Below are 18,104 nucleotides of genomic sequence, written 5' to 3' on the forward strand. Positions count from 1 at the left end.
ACCGTAAGGCAGCGTGATCGCATTATCCATAAGCCCCTGGCGGCCTTTGTGCAAAGTTTCACCAAAGAAATCCAGAGCTCCGAAAGTATTCCGTTCCCTTTTTGCAACACACGTCGCGCCATTCACATGATCCAAGGAATCAACCGGCCGACGAGGCCGGCCGGTCGACCGCCACGCGGCTGCCGTCGTCGAGCCGCCTGTAGCGCGGCGTGCTCGATGGGCCGAACACCAGATAGGCGCCCGTGATCATGCTGTAGAGATAGAAGGAATCGACGATGTCGTGGCCGAAGCTGATGTTGACCGCCCCGTTGACGAGATAGGTGGCGCAGACAACGACCATCAGCGTGTAGCCGATCCGCCCGAGTTCGTCCTTTTCGGCTCGGCCGGCCACCCAGATCGGCACGACGAACATGGCGATGACCGCGGCGAGGCCGAAGACGCCCGAGCGCATCAGCGCGTTGAGAACGAGATTGTGGGCGTGCGAGAAAGTGATTTCCTTTTCACCCCGCTCGCTCGCGGCGGCCTGCAGCGCGGCGCGCGCATGGGCCGGCCCCTGGCCGAAAACGGGCTTCTTCTCGATCAGTTCGATCGCCGCGTTCCAGACGCGCAACCGCTGGCCAAGCGAATTGTCGTAATTGCCGGCGTCCACCTTTTCGAAATCATGGACCAGGCTCATCACCCTGGTCTCGACGGTCGAATAGCCGAGGGAGGCGACGACGACCGCCGCCGCCGCGACTGCGAGCGCCGTCTTGCGCGTGAACACCGCCCTCGGGACGAAGTCGAGCAGCCAGGCGAGCAGCAGCGGCGAAATGACGAGCATGGGCCACAGGCTGCGCATGCCGGACAGGATGAGCGCCACCGCAGCGGAAAGGGCGGCAGCGACGGCAAACTGGCGCATGCGGCCTTCGCGGTAGATCGCGATCGCGACGCAGAAGCCGAAGAGCGCAGCGGAAATCAGCGCAAAAGGCCCGGAGTTGCCCGCCAGGCCTTCGGCGCGCGGCGCGCCGCGGATGAAGATCTCGACCAGCGCGGACAATCCCGCGGCGAGGCCGCCGGCGATCGAGCCGTATTCGGCCCAGCGCAGCACATCGGTGCGCGGCGTCAGCGACAGGCGCCCGAAGACGATCAGGAAGGCGATGAAGGGCAGGTTCGCGCCGACGCCCTGCAGCAGGTCGTCCGGCCCGGTGTAGTTGACCAGCGTCGAGAGCGTTTCGGCGGCGAAATAGGCGAGGAAGGCCATGCCGATGATGCGCACGCCGCGCTCGCGCGGGATCGCGATCAGCCCCTGCGCCAGCCGCCAGAGGCCGACCGGCAGGGCGCCCACGTAGAGGATGCTGACCAGGCTTCCGCCGGCGGCGCCGCCGCCGATCACCGCGGCGGTGAACCAACGGTTGATCTCGTCGAGTGTTGGCCTGCGTATGGCTGGCAAGAAGCTTCCGTTCGCTCGGTTGACTTCCGGCAGGTATCATCCGCCATTGTGCGGATGCAACCTTGATGCTGCAATGCGGAAGGATCAGTCGTTCAAAAGACGTTTCGCGGCGAAATGCGCCGCGTGCTGCCGCCCAGTAACGCAAGATGACAGATTCGATAGAAGATTTTTCTACGCAAGGGTCGAGCAACGCGGATTCTTATGTTGTCGCTACCGGACGAAACCGTTAGAAGCCGCGCGACATGCGTGACGCCCGTAACCGCGGCGCGGCACTTTCCCATGAGACGCGACGGCGTGCGCCGCTCTGCCACCGCGAGCGAAGCAGCCGACACGGACGATGTCCGTGCCGACCCACGATCTGGAAGCAGGCGACAATGACCGCACACATGACTCATCTGCAGAGGCTTGAGGCGGAATCGATCCATATCTTCCGCGAGGTGGCCGCGACCTTCTCCAAGCCGGTGATGCTCTATTCGGTCGGCAAGGATTCGTCCGTGATGCTTCATCTGGCGATGAAGGCGTTCTACCCGGCGAAGCCGCCCTTTCCGTTCCTGCACGTCGACACGCGGTGGAAATTCCGCGAGATGATCCAGTTCCGCGACCAGATGGCGGAGCGCCTCGGCTTCGACCTTCTCGTCCATATCAATCCGGAAGGCGTCGAGAAGAATATCGGACCGTTCACGCACGGCTCGAACGTGCACACGCACATCATGAAGACGGTGGGCCTGCGGCAGGCGCTCGACAAATACGGCTTCGACGCGGCCTTCGGCGGCGCGCGACGCGACGAGGAGAAGTCGCGGGCCAAGGAGCGCATCTTCTCCTTCCGCAACGCCCAGCACACCTGGGACCCGAAGAACCAGCGGCCGGAGATGTGGAAGATCTACAACACCCGCATCGCTTCGGGTGAATCCATCCGCGTGTTCCCGCTGTCGAACTGGACCGAGCTCGACATCTGGCAGTACATCCTGCAGGAGAACATTCCGATCGTCCCGCTCTATTACGCCAAGAAGCGACCGATCGTCGAACGCGACGGCATGCTGATCCTCAAGGACGACGACCGCATGGAACTGCGCGACGGCGAGGTGGTGGAGGACCGGCTGGTACGCTTCCGCACGCTCGGTTGCTATCCGCTGACCGGGGCGATCGATTCCGACGCCGAGACGCTGGAGGAGATCGTGCAGGAGATGCTGATCGCCCGCACGTCCGAGCGGCAGGGCAGGGCCATCGACAAGGACGAAGCCGGCTCCATGGAAAAGAAGAAGCGTGAAGGATATTTCTGAGATGGAGCACGTGGCGCCCAAGCCCGCCGCCGCCAGCGCGGTCCATGCCTTCCTTCACGAGCAGGAGAACAAGGAGCTTCTGCGCTTCCTCACCTGCGGCTCGGTCGACGACGGCAAGTCGACGCTGATCGGACGGCTTCTCTACGACACCAAGCTGATCTTCGAAGACCAGCTCGCGTCGCTGGAGAAGGATTCCAAGAAGTTCGGCACCACCGGCGACGACATCGACTTCGCGCTCCTGGTCGACGGACTGGAGGCCGAGCGCGAGCAGGGCATCACCATCGACGTCGCCTACCGCTTCTTCGCCACGCCGAAGCGCAAGTTCATCGTCGCCGACACGCCCGGCCACGAGCAGTATACCCGCAACATGGCGACGGGCGCCTCGACGGCCGACCTGGCGATCGTGCTGATCGACGCGCGCCAGGGCGTGCTGCGCCAGACGCGCCGGCATTCCTTCATCGCCTCGCTGCTCGGCATCCGCCACATCGTGCTGGCGGTGAACAAGATCGACCTCGTCGGCTTCGACCGTGCCGTCTTCGACCGGATCGTCGGCGACTATCGCGCCTTCGCCAAGGACCTCGGCTTCGAGACGCTGACGCCGATCCCGCTCTCGGCCCGCTATGGCGACAACGTCACGCAGCGTTCCGGGCGGATGGGCTGGTACACCGGCCCGGCGCTGCTCGAGCATCTCGAGACCGTGCCGCTGGCATCGGCCGACGAGAAGAAGCCGTTCCGCTTCCCCGTCCAATATGTGAACCGTCCGAATCTCGACTTCCGCGGCTTCGCCGGCACGGTCGCGTCAGGCTCCATCGCGCGGGGCGACACCGTCGTTGTGGCGAAGTCGGGCAAGCCGAGCCGCGTCAAGCGCATCGTCGCGCAGGGCGGCGATCTCAAGACCGCATCGGAAGGCCAGGCGGTGACGATCGTGCTGGAGGACGAGATCGAGGTCTCGCGCGGCAACATGCTGGTTGCTCCCGACACCAGGCCGCATGTCGCCGACCAGTTCACAGCCAACATCGTCTGGTTCGACGAGCACGCCCTGCTTCCGGGCCGCTCCTATCTGCTGCGGACCGAAACCGACCAGATGAACGCCACGGTGACGGAGCTGAAGCACCGTATCGACATCAACACGTTCTCGCATGAGGCGGCCAAGTCGCTGGAACTCAACGAGGTGGGCGTCTGCAACATCTCGACCCAGTCGCCGGTCGCCTTCGACACCTATGCGGAGAACCGCGTCACGGGCGCCTTCGTCCTGATCGACCGGATCACCAATGCCACTGCCGGCGCAGGCATGATCCTGCATCCGCTGCGCCGCGCCTCGAACGTCCATTGGCAGGCGCTCGACGTCGACCGCAATGCGCGCGCGGAACTGAAGCACCAGAAGCCGGCCGTGCTCTGGTTTACCGGCCTGTCGGGTTCCGGCAAGTCGACCATAGCCAACCTGCTCGAGAAGAAGCTGCACGCCAACGGCAAGCACACCTACATCCTCGACGGCGACAATGTCCGCCACGGGCTGAACCGCGACCTCGGCTTCACCGAGGAGGACCGCGTCGAGAACATCCGCCGCGTGGCGGAGGTGTCGCGGCTGATGGTCGACGCCGGCCTCTTGGTTCTGGTGTCGTTCATCTCGCCTTTCCGCGCCGAGCGCCGCATGGCGCGCGAACTGATGGGGGAGGGCGAGTTCGTCGAGGTGTTCGTCGACACGCCGTTCGAGGAATGCGCGCGCCGCGACCCGAAGGGGCTCTATGCGCGGGCTCTGAGGGGCGAGATCAAGAACTTCACCGGCGTCGATTCGCCCTATGAGGCGCCGGAGCATGCCGACGTGCACCTCAAGACCTCCGGTCGCTCGCCGGAAGAGCTGACCGAGGCGCTGGAAGCCTGGCTGCGCGAGCGCGGCTATATCTGAGAAACGATGCCTGAGGCGACGATGACGATCGGAATGGACGACGCGGCGATCCTGGCCGAGCTGGAGCGCCTGGCGCTTTTGGCCGGCGCAGAGATCATGGACGTGTTCCATGCCGGCATAGTCGTCGAGGAAAAGTCGGATCATTCGCCCGTGACGGAGGCGGACCGGCGTGCGGAAATCGTCATCCTCCAGGGGCTGCGCGCTGCCTTTCCGCACATACCCTGTGTCGCGGAGGAGGAGGCATCGGCCGGGCTGCTGCCGCCGGCGCTCGGCGATACGTTCTTTCTGGTCGATCCGCTGGACGGAACCAAGGAGTTCATCAAGCGCCGGCCTGACTTCACCGTGAACATCGCGCTGGTGCGCAAGGGCGTGCCGGAGATCGGCGTCGTCTACGCGCCGGCCCAGGGCACGCTCTATTCGGGCCGACCGGGCAAGGCCTATGCGGTGGCGGTCGGCGAAAACCACGAGCCTCTCGATCGCAGCGAGATCTCCGTGCGCGGCTGCGCCGAACCGAAGACGATCGTCGCCAGCCGATCGCACCGCACGCCGGAGACGGACGAGTTCATCGACAGGCACGACGGCGCCGAGATCGTGTCGGTCGGTTCGTCGCTGAAGTTCTGCCTGCTGGCGAGCGGCAAGGCCGACCTCTATCCGCGCTTCGGCCGCACGATGGAATGGGACACGGCGGCCGGCGACGCCGTGCTGCGCGCGGCCGGCGGCCGCACGACGCTCATCGACGGCAGGCCCTTCACCTACGGCAAGCGCAACCAGGCCGAAGATGTCGACTTCGCCAATCCGTGGTTTGTCGCCGAGGGCGGGGCCAAGGGTTGACTTTGCTCCCATTCTGACTAGATTTCCCATAATGGGAAATACCGGTGCGCGTCATCGCCAGAAGCACGCTTGTGGAATTCGCACGCCGCCATCCCGATGCGCAGGCGTCTCTCGATCATTGGTACCGTCTTGCCGCGAAGGCGACCTGGAGTTCCACGGCGGAGATTGCCGCGGCGTTCTCCAAGGCAAAGGTGCTGAACGCGGAACGAGTCAGGTTCGAGGTCGCTGGCGGAAACTATCGGCTGATCGTGGCGTTCGACTTCGTGCGGCAGATCGCGTTCGTGAAATTCGTCGGAACGCATGCAGAGTATGATCGCATCGATGCGCTGACCGTATCTGTGCACTGAGGACGTCGGATGGACATCCATTCTATCACCACCCCTGAAGATCACTCGCGAGCCCTGGCCGAGATAGAGCGCTTGTGGGGTGCAGCGCCGGGAACCGACGAGGGTGATCGGCTGGACCTCCTAGCGACTTTGGTCGAGCACTACGAGCAGCATGCCTTTCCGCTCGGGGACACCGACCCTGTCGAGACGATCCGGATCCACATGGATATGACGGGACGGACGCAGAGCGATCTTGCGGCGCTGTTCGGCTCGGCCTCGCGGGCGTCGGAAGTGCTCAACCGCCGCCGGGCGCTGACGATGGAGATGGCGTACCGGCTGAATTCCGAGTGGGGCATTCCGGCGGAAACGCTGATCCGGCCGTACGAGCTGGAGGCCCGGAAGCGCAGCGCCTGAGTTTTACAGCTCCTCCCGTCGCGGCGGGTTCGCTCCTGCCCGCGAGACGGTGACGGCGGCGGCGCGGACGCCGAGGTCGAGGGCGGCGCGGATGTCGTCCTCTGCGAGCCTGGCGATCGCGGCTTTCGTCAGCAGTCCCTTTTCATGCATTGCGGCCAGCACGCCCGCGTTGAACGTGTCGCCGGCGCCGACCGTGTCGACCACCTCGACGCGCCGGGCAGGCACCTTGACCGTCGCAGTCGCGGTATAGCCGGTGGCGCCGTCGCCGCCGCGGGTGACGAGGACGAGTTTCGGGCCGAGCGCCAACCAGCGGCGGGCTATGTCGTCGGAGCTGCCGGCCTCGCCGAACCAGGCGAGGTCCTCGTCGGAGAGCTTCACGATGTCGGCCATGGCGACCATGCGCATCATGCGGGCGCGGTGGGCGGCCGCGTCGGGAATGAAGTTCGGGCGGATGTTGGGGTCGAGCATGGTGACGCGGCGGCCGTGCTCGCGGCGCATCAGCGCCTCGTAGGCGGAACCGCAGGGTTCGGGAATGAGGCTGATCGCGCCGAAGAGCATCGCCGAAACGTCTTCGCCGAGCGCCGGCAGGTCGGCGACGGACAGCATGCGGCCGGCGGTGTTCTCGTCGTAGAAGACATATTTTGCCTGGCCGTTCGTCAGCTTGACGAAGGCGAGCGTGGTGGGGCGGGCAGAGAGCGGCGAATAGCGGGTGCCGACGCCGCTTTCGGCGAGCGTCTGGCGCAGCATGTCGCCGAACAGGTCGCTCGACAGGCCGGTGAAGAACTCGACCGGCGCACCGAGGCGGCCGAGCGCGATCGCCGTATTGAACACCGCGCCGCCTGAATAGGGAGCGAAGCCGCTCTCTCCGCGCGTGGTCTCGCGCGGCAGCATGTCGATCAGGGCCTCGCCGCAGCAGAGGATCATGCGCACTCCGGGAACATCTGGGCGGGCACTCAGCTGCCCCGCGTCATGACGATCTGGCCGATCAGGAAGCGGTCGGACAGGGGAAGGCTTGCGCCGCCGAGCGCGCGGGCATGGATGCCGACGGTGCCTTCGCGCACGACCGGCAGTTCCAGCCCCTCGATGTCGAACTGGCGCAGCTTGAGCGCCACGGCCTCGACGAGCTTCGAGCGGACGCCGGCGGGCATCCAGCCGTCGATGACGGCGGCCTCGAAGTCGATGACGGCAGAGGAGGCGACGATGGCATAGGCGAGGCCCGCGGCCGCCGTATCGATCCAGGCGTCGAGATGGGGCGAGAGATCGCCCCATTCTTCCGGCGAGGTCCACAGGATGCCGCCGTCGCGACGGGCGGAGATCAGCGCCTTTTCCAGCACGGCGATCGAGGCGATGTCGATGAGCTGGACAGGCCGGCCGGAGGCGTCGGGGACGGGCATCGAGCCGAGCGCGCCGGCATTGCCGGTGGGGCCCGCATAGAGCGCACCCTCCAGCACCACGCCGCCGCCGATGAAGGCACCGACGTAGAAGTAGACGAAGTTGCGGAAATCGCCGGTTTGCCCGAAGACGAGCTCGGCGCCGCAGGCGGCGGTCGCATCGTTCTGGAGATAGACGGGGAAGGGGAGCTCGGCCGAAAGCGCCGCCCGGATGTCGATCGAGCGCCACTCGTCCATCACCGAGCGCGGCGCGCCGACGGCGTCCGCCCAATTCCACAGTTCGAACGGCATGGCGATGCCGAGACCGGCGACGCGCCGGCGCTGCGTGGCGTCGAGCCGACCGAGCAGGTCCGCGATGCCCAAACGTGCGAAGTCGAGCGTCGCGCGCGCCTCCGGATAGGCATAGGTCGAATGCGTCATGCCGCGGATCGCGCCGCGGAAGTCGATCAGCACGAGGTCGGCGCTGCGGCGGCCGATCTTCAGGCCGAGGAAGAATGCTCCCTCCGGGTTGAGCGACATCGGGACCGAGGGCTGGCCGACCTTTCCGCGGATCGGCTCGCCGCGCAGCAGCAGCTCCTCGCCTTCCAGCTCGCGCATGATCACCGAGATCGTCTGCGCGGACAGGCCGGTGATGCGGGCGATGTCGGTCTTGGCGAGCGCGCCGTGCTGACGCACGAGCGAGAGGACGAGGCGCTCGTTGTAGTCGCGCATGCCGCTCTGGTTCGTGCCCCGGCGGGAGCCGAGATCACGCGGTGCATTGTCCGCGCGCAGCGCAGCGCTGTCCATCGTGCCCCTCCCTAGGCGCCGTCGATTTTCGGGACAGTCTGACGCCGCATCTTGGATGTGTCAATAATAAATAAGTGTGAATTATCTATTGACTCGTCGCCGTTCATCGTGTTCGCTTAGGGCGTATCCTGGCCCTCGTGGCGGGTGCCGCCGTCAGGGAGGCCGGCGTGATGCCTTCAACATCGTCACTTTTCCCGGGAGGACTACCGTGACCACATCCGCAATCCTGAAAACGACCGTCTTCGGCGCGGCCGCGGCTGCGCTCCTGGCGCTGTCGGCGCCCGCTTCCGCCGCTGGCGTCGGCGCCTGCCTGATCACCAAGACCGACACCAACCCCTTCTTCGTGAAGATGAAGGAAGGCGCGACCGCAAAGGCCGCCGAGATCGGCGTCGACCTCAAATCCTATGCCGGCAAGATCGACGGCGATTCCGAGAGCCAGGTGGCTGCCATCGAGACCTGCATCGCCGACGGCGCCAAGGGCATTCTCATCACCGCCTCCGACACGGCCGGCATCGTGCCGGCGGTGAAGAAGGCGCGCGACGCGGGCATTCTGGTGATCGCGCTCGACACGCCGCTCGAGCCCGCCGACGCCGCCGATGCGACCTTTGCGACCGACAATCTTCTGGCCGGCGAACTGATCGGCAAATGGGCCGCCGCGACGCTGGGCGACAAGGCGAAGGACGCGAAGGTTGCCTTCCTCGACCTGACCCCGTCGCAGCCGACCGTCGACGTGCTGCGCGACCAGGGCTTCATGAAGGGGTTTGGCATCGACGTGAAGGACATCAACAAGATCGGCGACGAGGACGATCCACGCATCGTCGGCCACGACGTGACCAACGGCAACGAGGAGGGCGGCCGCAAGGCGATGGAGAACCTTCTCCAAAAGGACCCGGGCATCAACGTCGTCCACACCATCAACGAGCCGGCCGCGGCCGGCGCCTACGAGGCGCTGAAGGCAGTGGGCATGGAGAAGGGCGTGCTGATCGTCTCGGTCGATGGCGGCTGCCCGGGCGTGAAGAACGTCGAGGCCGGCATCATCGGCGCGACTTCGCAGCAATATCCGCTGCTGATGGCCTCGCTCGGCGTCGAGGCGATCAAGAAGTTCGCCGAGACGGGCGAGAAGCCGAAGCCGACGGAAGGCAAGGCCTTCTTCGACACCGGCGTGGCGCTGGTGACCGACAAGCCCGCGGAGGGCGTGCCGTCGATCAGTGTCAAGGAAGGCACGGAGAAGTGCTGGGGGTGAGAACCCGGTTCGCGCAGCGAATTCGCCGTGCCGGTGGCACGGCGAAAGGGTTCGAACGCCGGGGAGCTGCCGCAGGCAGCGGGACCCGGGCCGGGCGACGGTGGAGCGTGCAGTTCTCTCATCCGGCCGCTTCGCGGCCACCTGAGCCGGGGCGAGCCAACGGTCTCGCCCGTCCTTCGGACCCCAGGGGGAGAAGGGGCGCAGGCAGCGCGACCCAGGCCGGGCGAAGCTGGGATTACCCCCACCCCTACCCCTCCAGGGGGAGGGGACCTGGAGGCGGCGCTGCTTGCACGCAGTGACTTGATTCCCGTCCTCGCCGGGCGGACCATTGCTGAAAAGCTCCTTCGGGCGGCGTGACCGTCCGGAGAAGCCGATCGCCCAGCTTAGGGCGGCTTCAGGGAGGAGGCCAACATGGCCGATACGATACCGGCTTCGCAGCCATCGCAGGAATTCGAGAAGGTGCTGGTCGACAGCTCCAAGTCCGTCGCGTCGTTCGACGGGCATGACAGAGGCCCGTTGCAGAAGGCACAGCACTTCCTGCACGGCAATCCGGCGGCGGTGCCGCTGATCGTGTTGGTTCTCTCGCTGCTGATCTTCGGCGTGATCCTCGGATCGAAGTTCTTTTCCGCCTTCACCATGACGCTGATTCTGCAGCAGGTGGCGATCGTCGGCATCGTCGGCGCGGCGCAGACATTGGTGATCCTGACGGCCGGCATCGACCTGTCGGTCGGCGCCATCATGGTGCTGTCGTCGGTGGTGATGGGGCAGTTCGCGTTCCGCTACGGCCTGCCGCCGTCGATCGCCGTGCTGTGCGGCTTCGCCGTCGGCGCGCTGTGCGGCTGGATCAACGGCGTGCTGGTGGCCTACTGGAGGCTGCCGCCCTTCATCGTGACGCTGGGCACCTGGCAGATCGTACTGGCCGCCAACTTCCTCTACTCGGCCAACGAGACGATACGCAGCCAGGACATCGAGGCGCAGGCGCCGCTGTTGCAATTGTTCGGCGCGAGCTTCCGGGTCGGCAACGCGGTCTTTACGCTGGGCGTCGTGACGATGGTGCTGCTGGTGCTGCTGCTCTGGTACATCCTCAACCACACGGCGTACGGCCGGCATCTTTATGCGATCGGCGACGATCCGGACTCGGCGGAACTGGCCGGCGTGCGCGTCAAGCCGATGCTGGTGTCGGTCTATGTGATTTCGGGGCTGATCTGCGCGCTGGCCGGCTGGGCGCTCATCGGCCGGCTCGGCTCCGTGTCGCCGACGGCGGGCCAGTTCGCCAATATCGAATCCATCACGGCGGTGGTGATCGGCGGCATCTCGCTGTTTGGCGGGCGCGGTTCGATCCTCGGCATGCTGTTCGGCGCGCTGATCGTCGGCGTGTTCTCGCTGGGTCTCAGGCTCTGGGGCACGGACCCGCAATGGACCTACCTGCTCATCGGCGTGCTCATCATCGCAGCGGTCGCCATCGACCAGTGGATCAGAAAGGTTGCAGGCTGATGTCTGAAAAGCCCATCCTCACCGCGCGCGGCCTCGTGAAGCGCTACGGCCGCGTCACCGCCCTCGACCGGGCCGACTTCGATCTCAATCACGGCGAGATCCTCGCCGTGATCGGCGACAATGGGGCGGGGAAGTCCTCGCTGATCAAGGCGATCTCCGGCGCGGTCACGCCCGACGAGGGCGAAATCGAGCTGGACGGACAGAAGGTGGCGTTCAAGTCACCGATGGAAGCGCGCGCCGCCGGCATCGAGACTGTCTACCAGAACCTGGCGCTGTCGCCGGCGCTGTCGATCGCCGACAACATGTTCCTCGGCCGCGAGATCAGGAAGCCGGGCTTCATGGGACAGTGGCTGCGCATGCTCGACCGCCCGGCGATGGAGAAGCGCGCGCGGGAAAAGCTGTCCGAGCTTGGTTTGATGACGATCCAGAACATCGGCCAGGCGGTGGAGACGCTGTCGGGCGGACAGCGGCAGGGCGTGTCGGTGGCGCGCGCGGCAGCTTTCGGCTCGAAGGTGATCATCATGGACGAACCTACGGCTGCGTTGGGCGTCAAGGAATCGCGCCGCGTGCTGGAGCTGATCCTCGACGTGCGCCGCCGTGGCGTGCCGATCGTGCTGATCTCGCACAATATGCCGCACGTCTTCGAAGTGGCCGACCGGATTCACATCCACCGGCTGGGGCGCAGGCTGTGCGTCGTCGATCCGAAGCAGATCTCGATGTCGGACGCCGTGGCGCTGATGACCGGGGCAAAGAAGCCACCGGAGGATGCCCTGGCGGCGTGACGGAGTTCGGCGCGGAGCCTTCCGGAGCGAAGAATACCGTTTGAGTTCCGGATTTTCGCCGCTAGCATGACGTTCGGGAGGAGTGAAGGAAACCTGGAGCGGCTGGCGGCCGAGGGGTCCGCCGTTTCCGACACGAGGGCGACCCATGAACCAGGCGATGACGACCGAACTTCCCAGACCTTCCCCCAAGAGCAGCGACCCGGCGGAACTGGCCGAGGAAGTCCTCTACTGCCTGACCTACCGGATCGGGAAGAACGCGTCGGTGGCGACGCGGCATGACTGGCTGACCGCCGCGATCCAGGTGGTGCGCGACCGCGTCATCGAGCGCTGGATCGAATCCACCAAGGCCGCCTACGACACCAAGGCGAAGCGGGTCTACTACCTGTCGATGGAGTTCCTGATCGGCCGGCTGATGCGCGACGCCTTCTCCAACATCGGCATGCTGGAGGATATGCGCAAGGCGCTGGCGACGCTGGGCGTCGACATCGAGACGATCGCGGCCCTCGAACCGGACGCAGCCCTCGGCAATGGCGGCCTCGGACGGCTCGCGGCCTGCTTCATGGAGAGCATGGCGACCGTCAACGTTCCCGCGCACGGCTACGGCATCCGTTACGTGCACGGCCTGTTCCGGCAGGAATTCTCCGACGGCTGGCAGGTGGAACTGCCGGAAACCTGGCTCGACCACGGCAATCCGTGGGAGTTCGAGCGCCGCGAGCGGTCGATCGAGATCGGCTTCGGCGGGACTGTCCAGTCGGTGACTGACGCGAAGGGGCGGCTGGAACGGCATGTCTGGAAGCCGAACCACAGCGTGATCGCGGTGGCCTACGACACCCCGGTCGTCGGCTGGCGCGGAGCGCGGGTGAACACGCTGCGGCTCTGGTCGGCGCTGCCGGTCGACCCGATCATGCTCGCCGCCTTCAATGCCGGCGACCATATCGGCGCGCTGCGCGAGAGCAACATGGCCGAGGCGCTGACGCGGGTGCTCTATCCGGCGGATTCGCATATCGAGGGCCAGGAACTGCGGCTGAGGCAGGAGTATTTCTTCTCCGCCGCGTCCCTGCAGGACATCATCCACCGGCACCTCGGCCAGTACGGCGAACTGCTGTCGCTGCCCGACAAGGCGGCGATCCACATGAACGACACGCATCCGGCGATCGCGGTGGCCGAGCTGATGCGGCTGTTGATGGACGTGCACGGCCACGACTTCGACACCGCCTGGGACATTTCCAAGCGCACCTTCGCCTACACAAACCACACGCTTCTGCCGGAGGCGCTGGAAAGCTGGCCGGTGACGGTGTTCGAGCGCCTCCTGCCGCGGCACATGCAGATCGTCTACGCGATCAACGCGCAGGTGCTGCACGAGGCCCGCGCCAAGGAAGGCTTCACCGACGCGCACATACGCTCGATCTCGCTGATCGGCGAGGACGGCGAGCGGCGCGTGCGGATGGGCAACCTGGCCTTTGCGGCCTCGCACTCGATCAACGGCGTGTCGGCGCTGCACACCGATCTGATGAAGCAGACCGTGTTCCACGACCTGCACATGCTCTATCCGGACCGGATCAACAACAAGACCAACGGCATCACGCCACGCCGCTGGATGATGCAGGCCAATCCCGGCCTGACCTCGCTGGTGCGCGAGGCGATCGGCGACGGCTTCCTCGACGACATCGAGAAGATCTCCGAGCTGGACAAGTTCGCCGACGATGCAGCCTTCCGCGAGAAGTTCGCCGCCGTGAAGCGGGCGAACAAGGAGCGCATGGCGACCCTCGCGCATGAGCGGACCGGCGCGTGGATCGATCCGTCGGCCATGTTCGACATCCAGATCAAGCGCATCCACGAATACAAGCGCCAGCTCCTGAACATCCTGGAGGCGGTGGCGCTCTACGACCAGATCCGCAGCAATCCGGACAAGGACTGGGTGCCGCGGGTGAAGCTGTTCGGCGGCAAGGCGGCGCCCAGCTACCACAATGCCAAGCTGATCATAAAGCTCGCCAACGACGTCTCGCGGGCGATCAACGGCGACCCTTCGGTGCGCGGCCTGCTGAAGGTCGTGTTCATGCCGAACTACAACGTCTCGATGGCCGAGGTGATGGTGCCGTCGGCGGATCTCTCCGAGCAGATCTCGACCGCGGGGCTGGAGGCGTCCGGCACCGGCAACATGAAGTTCGCGCTCAACGGCGCGATCACCATCGGCACGCTCGACGGCGCCAATGTCGAGATCAAGGAATGCGTCGGCGACGACAATATCGTCATCTTTGGCCTGACGGCCGAGGAGGTCGCCGAGCGCCGCGCCGGCGGCTACGAGCCGCGCGCGATCATCGAGGGTTCTCCCGAACTGTCGCAGGCGCTGTCGGCGATCTCGTCCGGCGTGTTCTCGCCCGACGACCCGAACCGCTATCGCGACCTGATCGACGGCCTCTACAACCACGACTGGTTCATGGTCGCGGCGGATTTCGACGCCTTCTGCAAGGCGCAGCGCGAGGTCGACCAGCTGTGGAGGAACAGCCCGCAATGGCTGTCCAAAGCGATCCGCAACACTGCGCGGATGGCCTTCTTCTCGTCTGACCGCACCATCAGGCAATACGCCCGCGAAATCTGGAACGTGCCCGTCTGATCGGAGGAGACGATCCGGGAACAGCATACCGAGCAAGGGGGGAAGACGAGGGCATGAGGAGGACGACCCCCAGGGCCGCGGCGAAGGCCGCGGACGGACGCGTGTCCGCCGGCGACGTCGATGCCGTCGTCGCCGGAACGCATGGCGACCCGTTCGCGATCCTGGGCGTCCATCCGGCCGGCAAGGGATATGTCGCGCGCTGCTTCATCCCCCATGCGGGCAGCGTCGAGGCCTTCACGCTGGACGGCACGCCGTGCGGCGTGCTGCAGTCGCGCCACGGAGCGGGCTTCTTCGAGGGAGAGGTGAGCCTCGAGGCCCGCCAGCCGCTGAAATACCGCGCCGCCAATGCAGGCGGCGAGTGGTGGATCACCGATCCCTATTCCTTCGGCCCCGTGCTGGGGCCGATGGACGACTACTATATCGCCGAGGGTTCGCATCTCAGGCTCTTCGACAAGCTGGGCGCCCACCTGATCGAGCATGAGGGAGCGAGCGGCGTCCATTTCGCCGTCTGGGCGCCGAATGCGAAACGCGTCTCGATCGTCGGCGATTTCAACGAATGGGACGGCCGCCGGCACGTGATGCGCCTGCGCAAGGATGTCGGCATCTGGGAAGTGTTCGTGCCCGACATCGGCGCGGGCCGGCCCTACAAGTTCGAGATCATCGCTGGAAACGGCAAGGCCGTACCGCTGAAGGCCGATCCCTTCGCTTTCCGCTCGGAGCTGAGGCCTGCCACGGCCTCGGTGACGGAGAAGCCGCTGGCGCATGAATGGGGCGACCAGGCGCATCGCGACTTCTGGCGCAGCGTCGACATCCGCCGCCAGCCGATCACGACCTACGAGGTGCATGCCGGATCCTGGCAGCGCCGCGACGACGGCACCTTCCTGTCGTGGGACGAACTCGCCGACCGGCTGATCCCCTATGTCGCGGACATGGGCTTCACCCATATCGAGTTCCTGCCGATCACCGAGCACCCCTACGACCCGTCATGGGGCTACCAGACAACGGGGCTCTATGCGCCCACGGCGCGTTTCGGCGAGCCGGAGGGTTTCGCGCGCTTCGTCGACGGCGCGCACCGCGCCGGCATCGGCGTCATCCTCGACTGGGTCCCGGCGCATTTTCCGACCGATGCGCACGGCCTGTCGCGCTTCGACGGCACCGCGCTCTACGAGCACGCCGACCCGCGCAAGGGCTTCCATCCGGACTGGAAGACGGCGATCTACAATTTCGGCCGCCGCGAGGTGAAATCCTACCTCGTCAACAATGCGCTGTTCTGGGCGGAGAAATACCATCTCGACGGGCTCAGGGTCGATGCGGTCGCATCGATGCTCTACCTCGACTACTCGCGCAAGGCGGGGGAATGGATCCCCAACGAGAAGGGCGGGCGCGAGAACCTGGAGGCGGTGCGCTTCCTGCAGGACATGAACAAGGCCGTTTACGGCCAGCATCCGGGCGTGATGACCATCGCGGAGGAATCGACCTCCTGGCCGAAGGTGTCGCAGCCGGTGCACGAGGGCGGGCTCGGCTTCGGCTTCAAGTGGAACATGGGCTTCATGCACGACACGCTGTCGTACCTGTCGCGCGAGCCGGTGCACCGCAAGCATCACCACGACGAGATCACCTTCGGACTGCTCTACGCCTTCTCGGAGAATTTCGTCCTGCCGCTCAGCCATGACGAGGTGGTGCACGGCAAGGGGACGCTGCTCAACAAGATGGCGGGCGACGACTGGCAGAAGTTCGCGACGCTGCGCGCCTATTACGGCTTCATGTGGGGCTATCCGGGCAAGAAGCTCTTGTTCATGGGCCAGGAGTTTGCCCAACGCGCCGAATGGAGCGAGGCGAAGGCGCTCGACTGGCAATTGCTGCAATACGGTCCGCATGAGGGCATGCGCCAGCTGGTGCGCGACCTGAACCATGTCTACCGCTCGAAGCCCGCGCTGCACGCGCGCGACTGCGAGCCGGAGGGCTTTTCCTGGCTGGTGGTCGACGACCGGCAGAACTCGGTCTTCGCCTGGTTGCGCTCGGCGCCAGGCGCCAATCCAGTCGCGGTCGTGTCAAATTTCACGCCGGTGCGGCGCGAGAACTATCGCATCCCGCTGCCGAGGGCCGGCGAGTGGCGCGAGATCGTGAACACCGACGCAGGTTTCTACGGCGGCACGGGTGCGGGGAACTTCGGGCGGGTGATCGCCCTTGAAGGCGGGGGAGGAGCGGGCGCCGAGGTGACCTTGCCGCCGCTGGCCACGCTGATGTTCGAGTTCGTTCCGCAATGACGGACAAAGGGAGGAGTGAATGGTGAGCAAACGCACACAGCCGCTGGCCCGCGATGCCATGGCCTATGTGCTGGCGGGCGGGCGCGGCAGCCGGCTGAAGGAACTGACGGATTTCCGCGCCAAGCCCGCCGTCTATTTCGGCGGCAAGACGCGCATCATCGATTTTGCGCTGTCCAACGCGCTCAACTCCGGCATCCGCCGCATCGGCGTGGCGACGCAGTACAAGGCGCATTCGCTCATCCGCCACCTGCAGCGCGGCTGGAACTTCTTCCGGCCGGAGCGCAACGAGAGCTTCGACATCCTGCCGGCCAGCCAGCGCGTGTCGGAGACGCAGTGGTATGAAGGCACGGCCGACGCGGTGTTCCAGAACATCGACATCATCGAGGCCTACGGGCCGGAATTCATGGTGATCCTGGCCGGCGACCACATCTACAAAATGGACTACGAACTGATGCTGCGCCAGCACGTCGACATGAACGCCGACGTGACCGTGGGCTGCCTCGAAGTGCCGCGCATGGAGGCGACCGGCTTCGGGGTGATGCATATCGACGAGAAGGATCGCATCGTCTCGTTCATCGAGAAGCCGGCCGATCCGCCGGGCATGCCCGACAGGCCGGATTTCGCGCTCGCCTCGATGGGAATCTATGTCTTCAAGACCAAGTTCCTGATGGACCAGTTGCGGCGCGACGCGGCCGATCCGAATTCGAGCCGTGATTTCGGCAAGGACATCATCCCGCACATCGTCGCCAACGGGAAGGCGGTGGCGCACCGCTTCGCCAAGTCCTGCGTCCGGTCGAGCTTCGAAAACGAGGCCTACTGGCGCGATGTCGGCACGATCGACGCCTATTGGGAGGCCAATATCGACCTGACGGACATCACGCCCGAACTCGACATCTACGACCGCGACTGGCCGGTCTGGACCTATGCGGAGATCAAGCCGCCGGCGAAGTTCGTGCACGACCAGGACGGGCGGCGCGGCACGGCGGTGTCGTCGCTGGTGGCGGGCGACTGCATCATCTCGGGCGCGGCGCTGCGCAAGAGCCTGCTGTTCACCGGCGTGCGCGTGAACTCGTTCTCGTCGCTCGAGGAGGCCGTGGTGCTGCCGGACTGCATCGTCGGCCGCAGCGCCACGCTGCGCAAGGTCGTGATCGACCGCGGCGTGAAGATTCCTGAGGGACTTTCCGTCGGCTTCGATCCGGAGCTTGACGCGAAGCGTTTCAGGCGCTCGGAAGGCGGCGTGTGCCTGATCACGCAGCCGATGATTGACAGATTAGAGAGCCAATAGTCCTTGGACCGTCCTCCCCCTCTCCCGCGGTGGGGGCCTGGCTCAAGAGGGGAATG

Annotated in this window: 14 protein-coding genes; 11 read left to right on the top strand and 3 right to left on the bottom strand. The window is 65.7% G+C overall.

Translation table 11 applies throughout. From position 1 onward, the window contains the following. Window positions 1-139: 139 nt before the first annotated feature. Window positions 140-1,429 carry an O-antigen ligase family protein gene (locus tag B9Z03_RS12820; RefSeq protein ID WP_085464554.1) on the bottom strand — a complete coding sequence of 430 codons (1,290 nt, stop codon included), beginning with the start codon at window positions 1,427-1,429 and terminating at the stop codon, window positions 140-142. 374 nt (window positions 1,430-1,803) lie between these two features. On the opposite strand from B9Z03_RS12820, the gene cysD reads away from it, so the two are divergent. The 5 genes from cysD to B9Z03_RS12845 are packed head-to-tail and all read left to right on the top strand — an operon-like array spanning window position 1,804 to window position 6,186. Further along, a complete protein-coding gene (gene cysD, locus B9Z03_RS12825) occupies window positions 1,804-2,709 on the top strand; it encodes a sulfate adenylyltransferase subunit CysD (protein ID WP_085464555.1) in 906 nt (301 codons plus the stop codon). A gap of 1 nt (window position 2,710) precedes the next feature. Further along, window positions 2,711-4,615 (top strand): sulfate adenylyltransferase subunit CysN, encoded by a 1,905-nt coding sequence (gene cysN / locus B9Z03_RS12830; RefSeq protein WP_085464556.1) that lies wholly within the window; start codon window positions 2,711-2,713, stop codon window positions 4,613-4,615. A gap of 21 nt (window positions 4,616-4,636) precedes the next feature. Then, complete coding sequence (gene cysQ, locus B9Z03_RS12835) at window positions 4,637-5,446, top strand: 3'(2'),5'-bisphosphate nucleotidase CysQ (protein ID WP_244561734.1); 810 nt, start codon at window positions 4,637-4,639, stop codon at window positions 5,444-5,446. A 44-nt stretch (window positions 5,447-5,490) separates the two neighbouring features. Next, window positions 5,491-5,793, top strand: a complete 303-nt coding sequence (locus B9Z03_RS12840; protein ID WP_085464557.1) for a type II toxin-antitoxin system HigB family toxin — start codon at window positions 5,491-5,493, stop codon at window positions 5,791-5,793. A gap of 9 nt (window positions 5,794-5,802) precedes the next feature. Continuing rightward, window positions 5,803-6,186: a helix-turn-helix domain-containing protein gene (locus B9Z03_RS12845; protein ID WP_085464558.1), complete on the top strand. Its 384-nt coding sequence runs from the start codon at window positions 5,803-5,805 to the stop codon at window positions 6,184-6,186. Window positions 6,187-6,189: 3 nt separating this feature from the next. Here B9Z03_RS12845 and B9Z03_RS12850 read toward each other — a convergent pair whose 3' ends face one another. Together B9Z03_RS12850 and B9Z03_RS12855 are read right to left on the bottom strand one after the other, a co-directional pair. Beyond that, window positions 6,190-7,110: a carbohydrate kinase family protein gene (locus B9Z03_RS12850; RefSeq protein ID WP_085464559.1), complete on the bottom strand. Its 921-nt coding sequence runs from the start codon at window positions 7,108-7,110 to the stop codon at window positions 6,190-6,192. 29 nt (window positions 7,111-7,139) lie between these two features. Then, window positions 7,140-8,363 (bottom strand): ROK family protein, encoded by a 1,224-nt coding sequence (locus B9Z03_RS12855; protein ID WP_085464560.1) that lies wholly within the window; start codon window positions 8,361-8,363, stop codon window positions 7,140-7,142. Window positions 8,364-8,589: 226 nt separating this feature from the next. On the opposite strand from B9Z03_RS12855, the gene B9Z03_RS12860 reads away from it, so the two are divergent. The 6 genes from B9Z03_RS12860 to glgC all read left to right on the top strand — a co-directional run bounded on the left by B9Z03_RS12860 (window position 8,590) and on the right by glgC (window position 18,048). Further along, on the top strand, window positions 8,590-9,606 hold the full coding sequence (locus B9Z03_RS12860) for a sugar ABC transporter substrate-binding protein (RefSeq protein ID WP_085467640.1): 1,017 nt from the start codon (window positions 8,590-8,592) through the stop codon (window positions 9,604-9,606). 411 nt (window positions 9,607-10,017) lie between these two features. Beyond that, window positions 10,018-11,100, top strand: a complete 1,083-nt coding sequence (locus B9Z03_RS12865) for an ABC transporter permease (RefSeq protein WP_085464561.1) — start codon at window positions 10,018-10,020, stop codon at window positions 11,098-11,100. After that, window positions 11,100-11,882 carry an ATP-binding cassette domain-containing protein gene (locus tag B9Z03_RS12870; protein ID WP_085464562.1) on the top strand — a complete coding sequence of 261 codons (783 nt, stop codon included), beginning with the start codon at window positions 11,100-11,102 and terminating at the stop codon, window positions 11,880-11,882. Before B9Z03_RS12865 ends, B9Z03_RS12870 begins: the two co-directional genes overlap by 1 nt. A 145-nt stretch (window positions 11,883-12,027) precedes the next feature. Continuing rightward, window positions 12,028-14,496 (top strand): glycogen/starch/alpha-glucan phosphorylase, encoded by a 2,469-nt coding sequence (locus B9Z03_RS12875; RefSeq protein WP_085464563.1) that lies wholly within the window; start codon window positions 12,028-12,030, stop codon window positions 14,494-14,496. Between the two features lie 53 nt (window positions 14,497-14,549). Beyond that, window positions 14,550-16,763: a 1,4-alpha-glucan branching protein GlgB gene (glgB, locus tag B9Z03_RS12880; protein ID WP_085464564.1), complete on the top strand. Its 2,214-nt coding sequence runs from the start codon at window positions 14,550-14,552 to the stop codon at window positions 16,761-16,763. A gap of 19 nt (window positions 16,764-16,782) precedes the next feature. After that, window positions 16,783-18,048: a glucose-1-phosphate adenylyltransferase gene (gene glgC / locus B9Z03_RS12885; RefSeq protein ID WP_085464565.1), complete on the top strand. Its 1,266-nt coding sequence runs from the start codon at window positions 16,783-16,785 to the stop codon at window positions 18,046-18,048. Window positions 18,049-18,104 lie beyond the last annotated feature (56 nt).

Source organism: Mesorhizobium australicum (genome assembly GCF_900177325.1).
In the GTDB taxonomy this organism is placed as follows: Bacteria; Pseudomonadota; Alphaproteobacteria; order Rhizobiales; family Rhizobiaceae; genus Mesorhizobium_A; species Mesorhizobium_A australicum_A.

Bases quoted from the DNA above. Each gene is read 5' to 3' on its own strand.
- B9Z03_RS12850 (WP_085464559.1), bottom strand. From the start codon at position 7,110: ATGATCCTCTGCTGCGGCGAGGCCCTGATCGACATGCTGCCGCGCGAG.
- B9Z03_RS12870 (WP_085464562.1), top strand. From the start codon at position 11,100: ATGTCTGAAAAGCCCATCCTCACCGCGCGCGGCCTCGTGAAGCGCTAC.
- B9Z03_RS12865 (WP_085464561.1), top strand. From the start codon at position 10,018: ATGGCCGATACGATACCGGCTTCGCAGCCATCGCAGGAATTCGAGAAG.
- glgB (WP_085464564.1), top strand. From the start codon at position 14,550: ATGAGGAGGACGACCCCCAGGGCCGCGGCGAAGGCCGCGGACGGACGC.
- B9Z03_RS12845 (WP_085464558.1), top strand. From the start codon at position 5,803: ATGGACATCCATTCTATCACCACCCCTGAAGATCACTCGCGAGCCCTG.
- glgC (WP_085464565.1), top strand. From the start codon at position 16,783: ATGGTGAGCAAACGCACACAGCCGCTGGCCCGCGATGCCATGGCCTAT.
- cysQ (WP_244561734.1), top strand. From the start codon at position 4,637: ATGACGATCGGAATGGACGACGCGGCGATCCTGGCCGAGCTGGAGCGC.
- B9Z03_RS12875 (WP_085464563.1), top strand. From the start codon at position 12,028: ATGAACCAGGCGATGACGACCGAACTTCCCAGACCTTCCCCCAAGAGC.
- cysN (WP_085464556.1), top strand. From the start codon at position 2,711: ATGGAGCACGTGGCGCCCAAGCCCGCCGCCGCCAGCGCGGTCCATGCC.
- B9Z03_RS12855 (WP_085464560.1), bottom strand. From the start codon at position 8,363: ATGGACAGCGCTGCGCTGCGCGCGGACAATGCACCGCGTGATCTCGGC.
- cysD (WP_085464555.1), top strand. From the start codon at position 1,804: ATGACCGCACACATGACTCATCTGCAGAGGCTTGAGGCGGAATCGATC.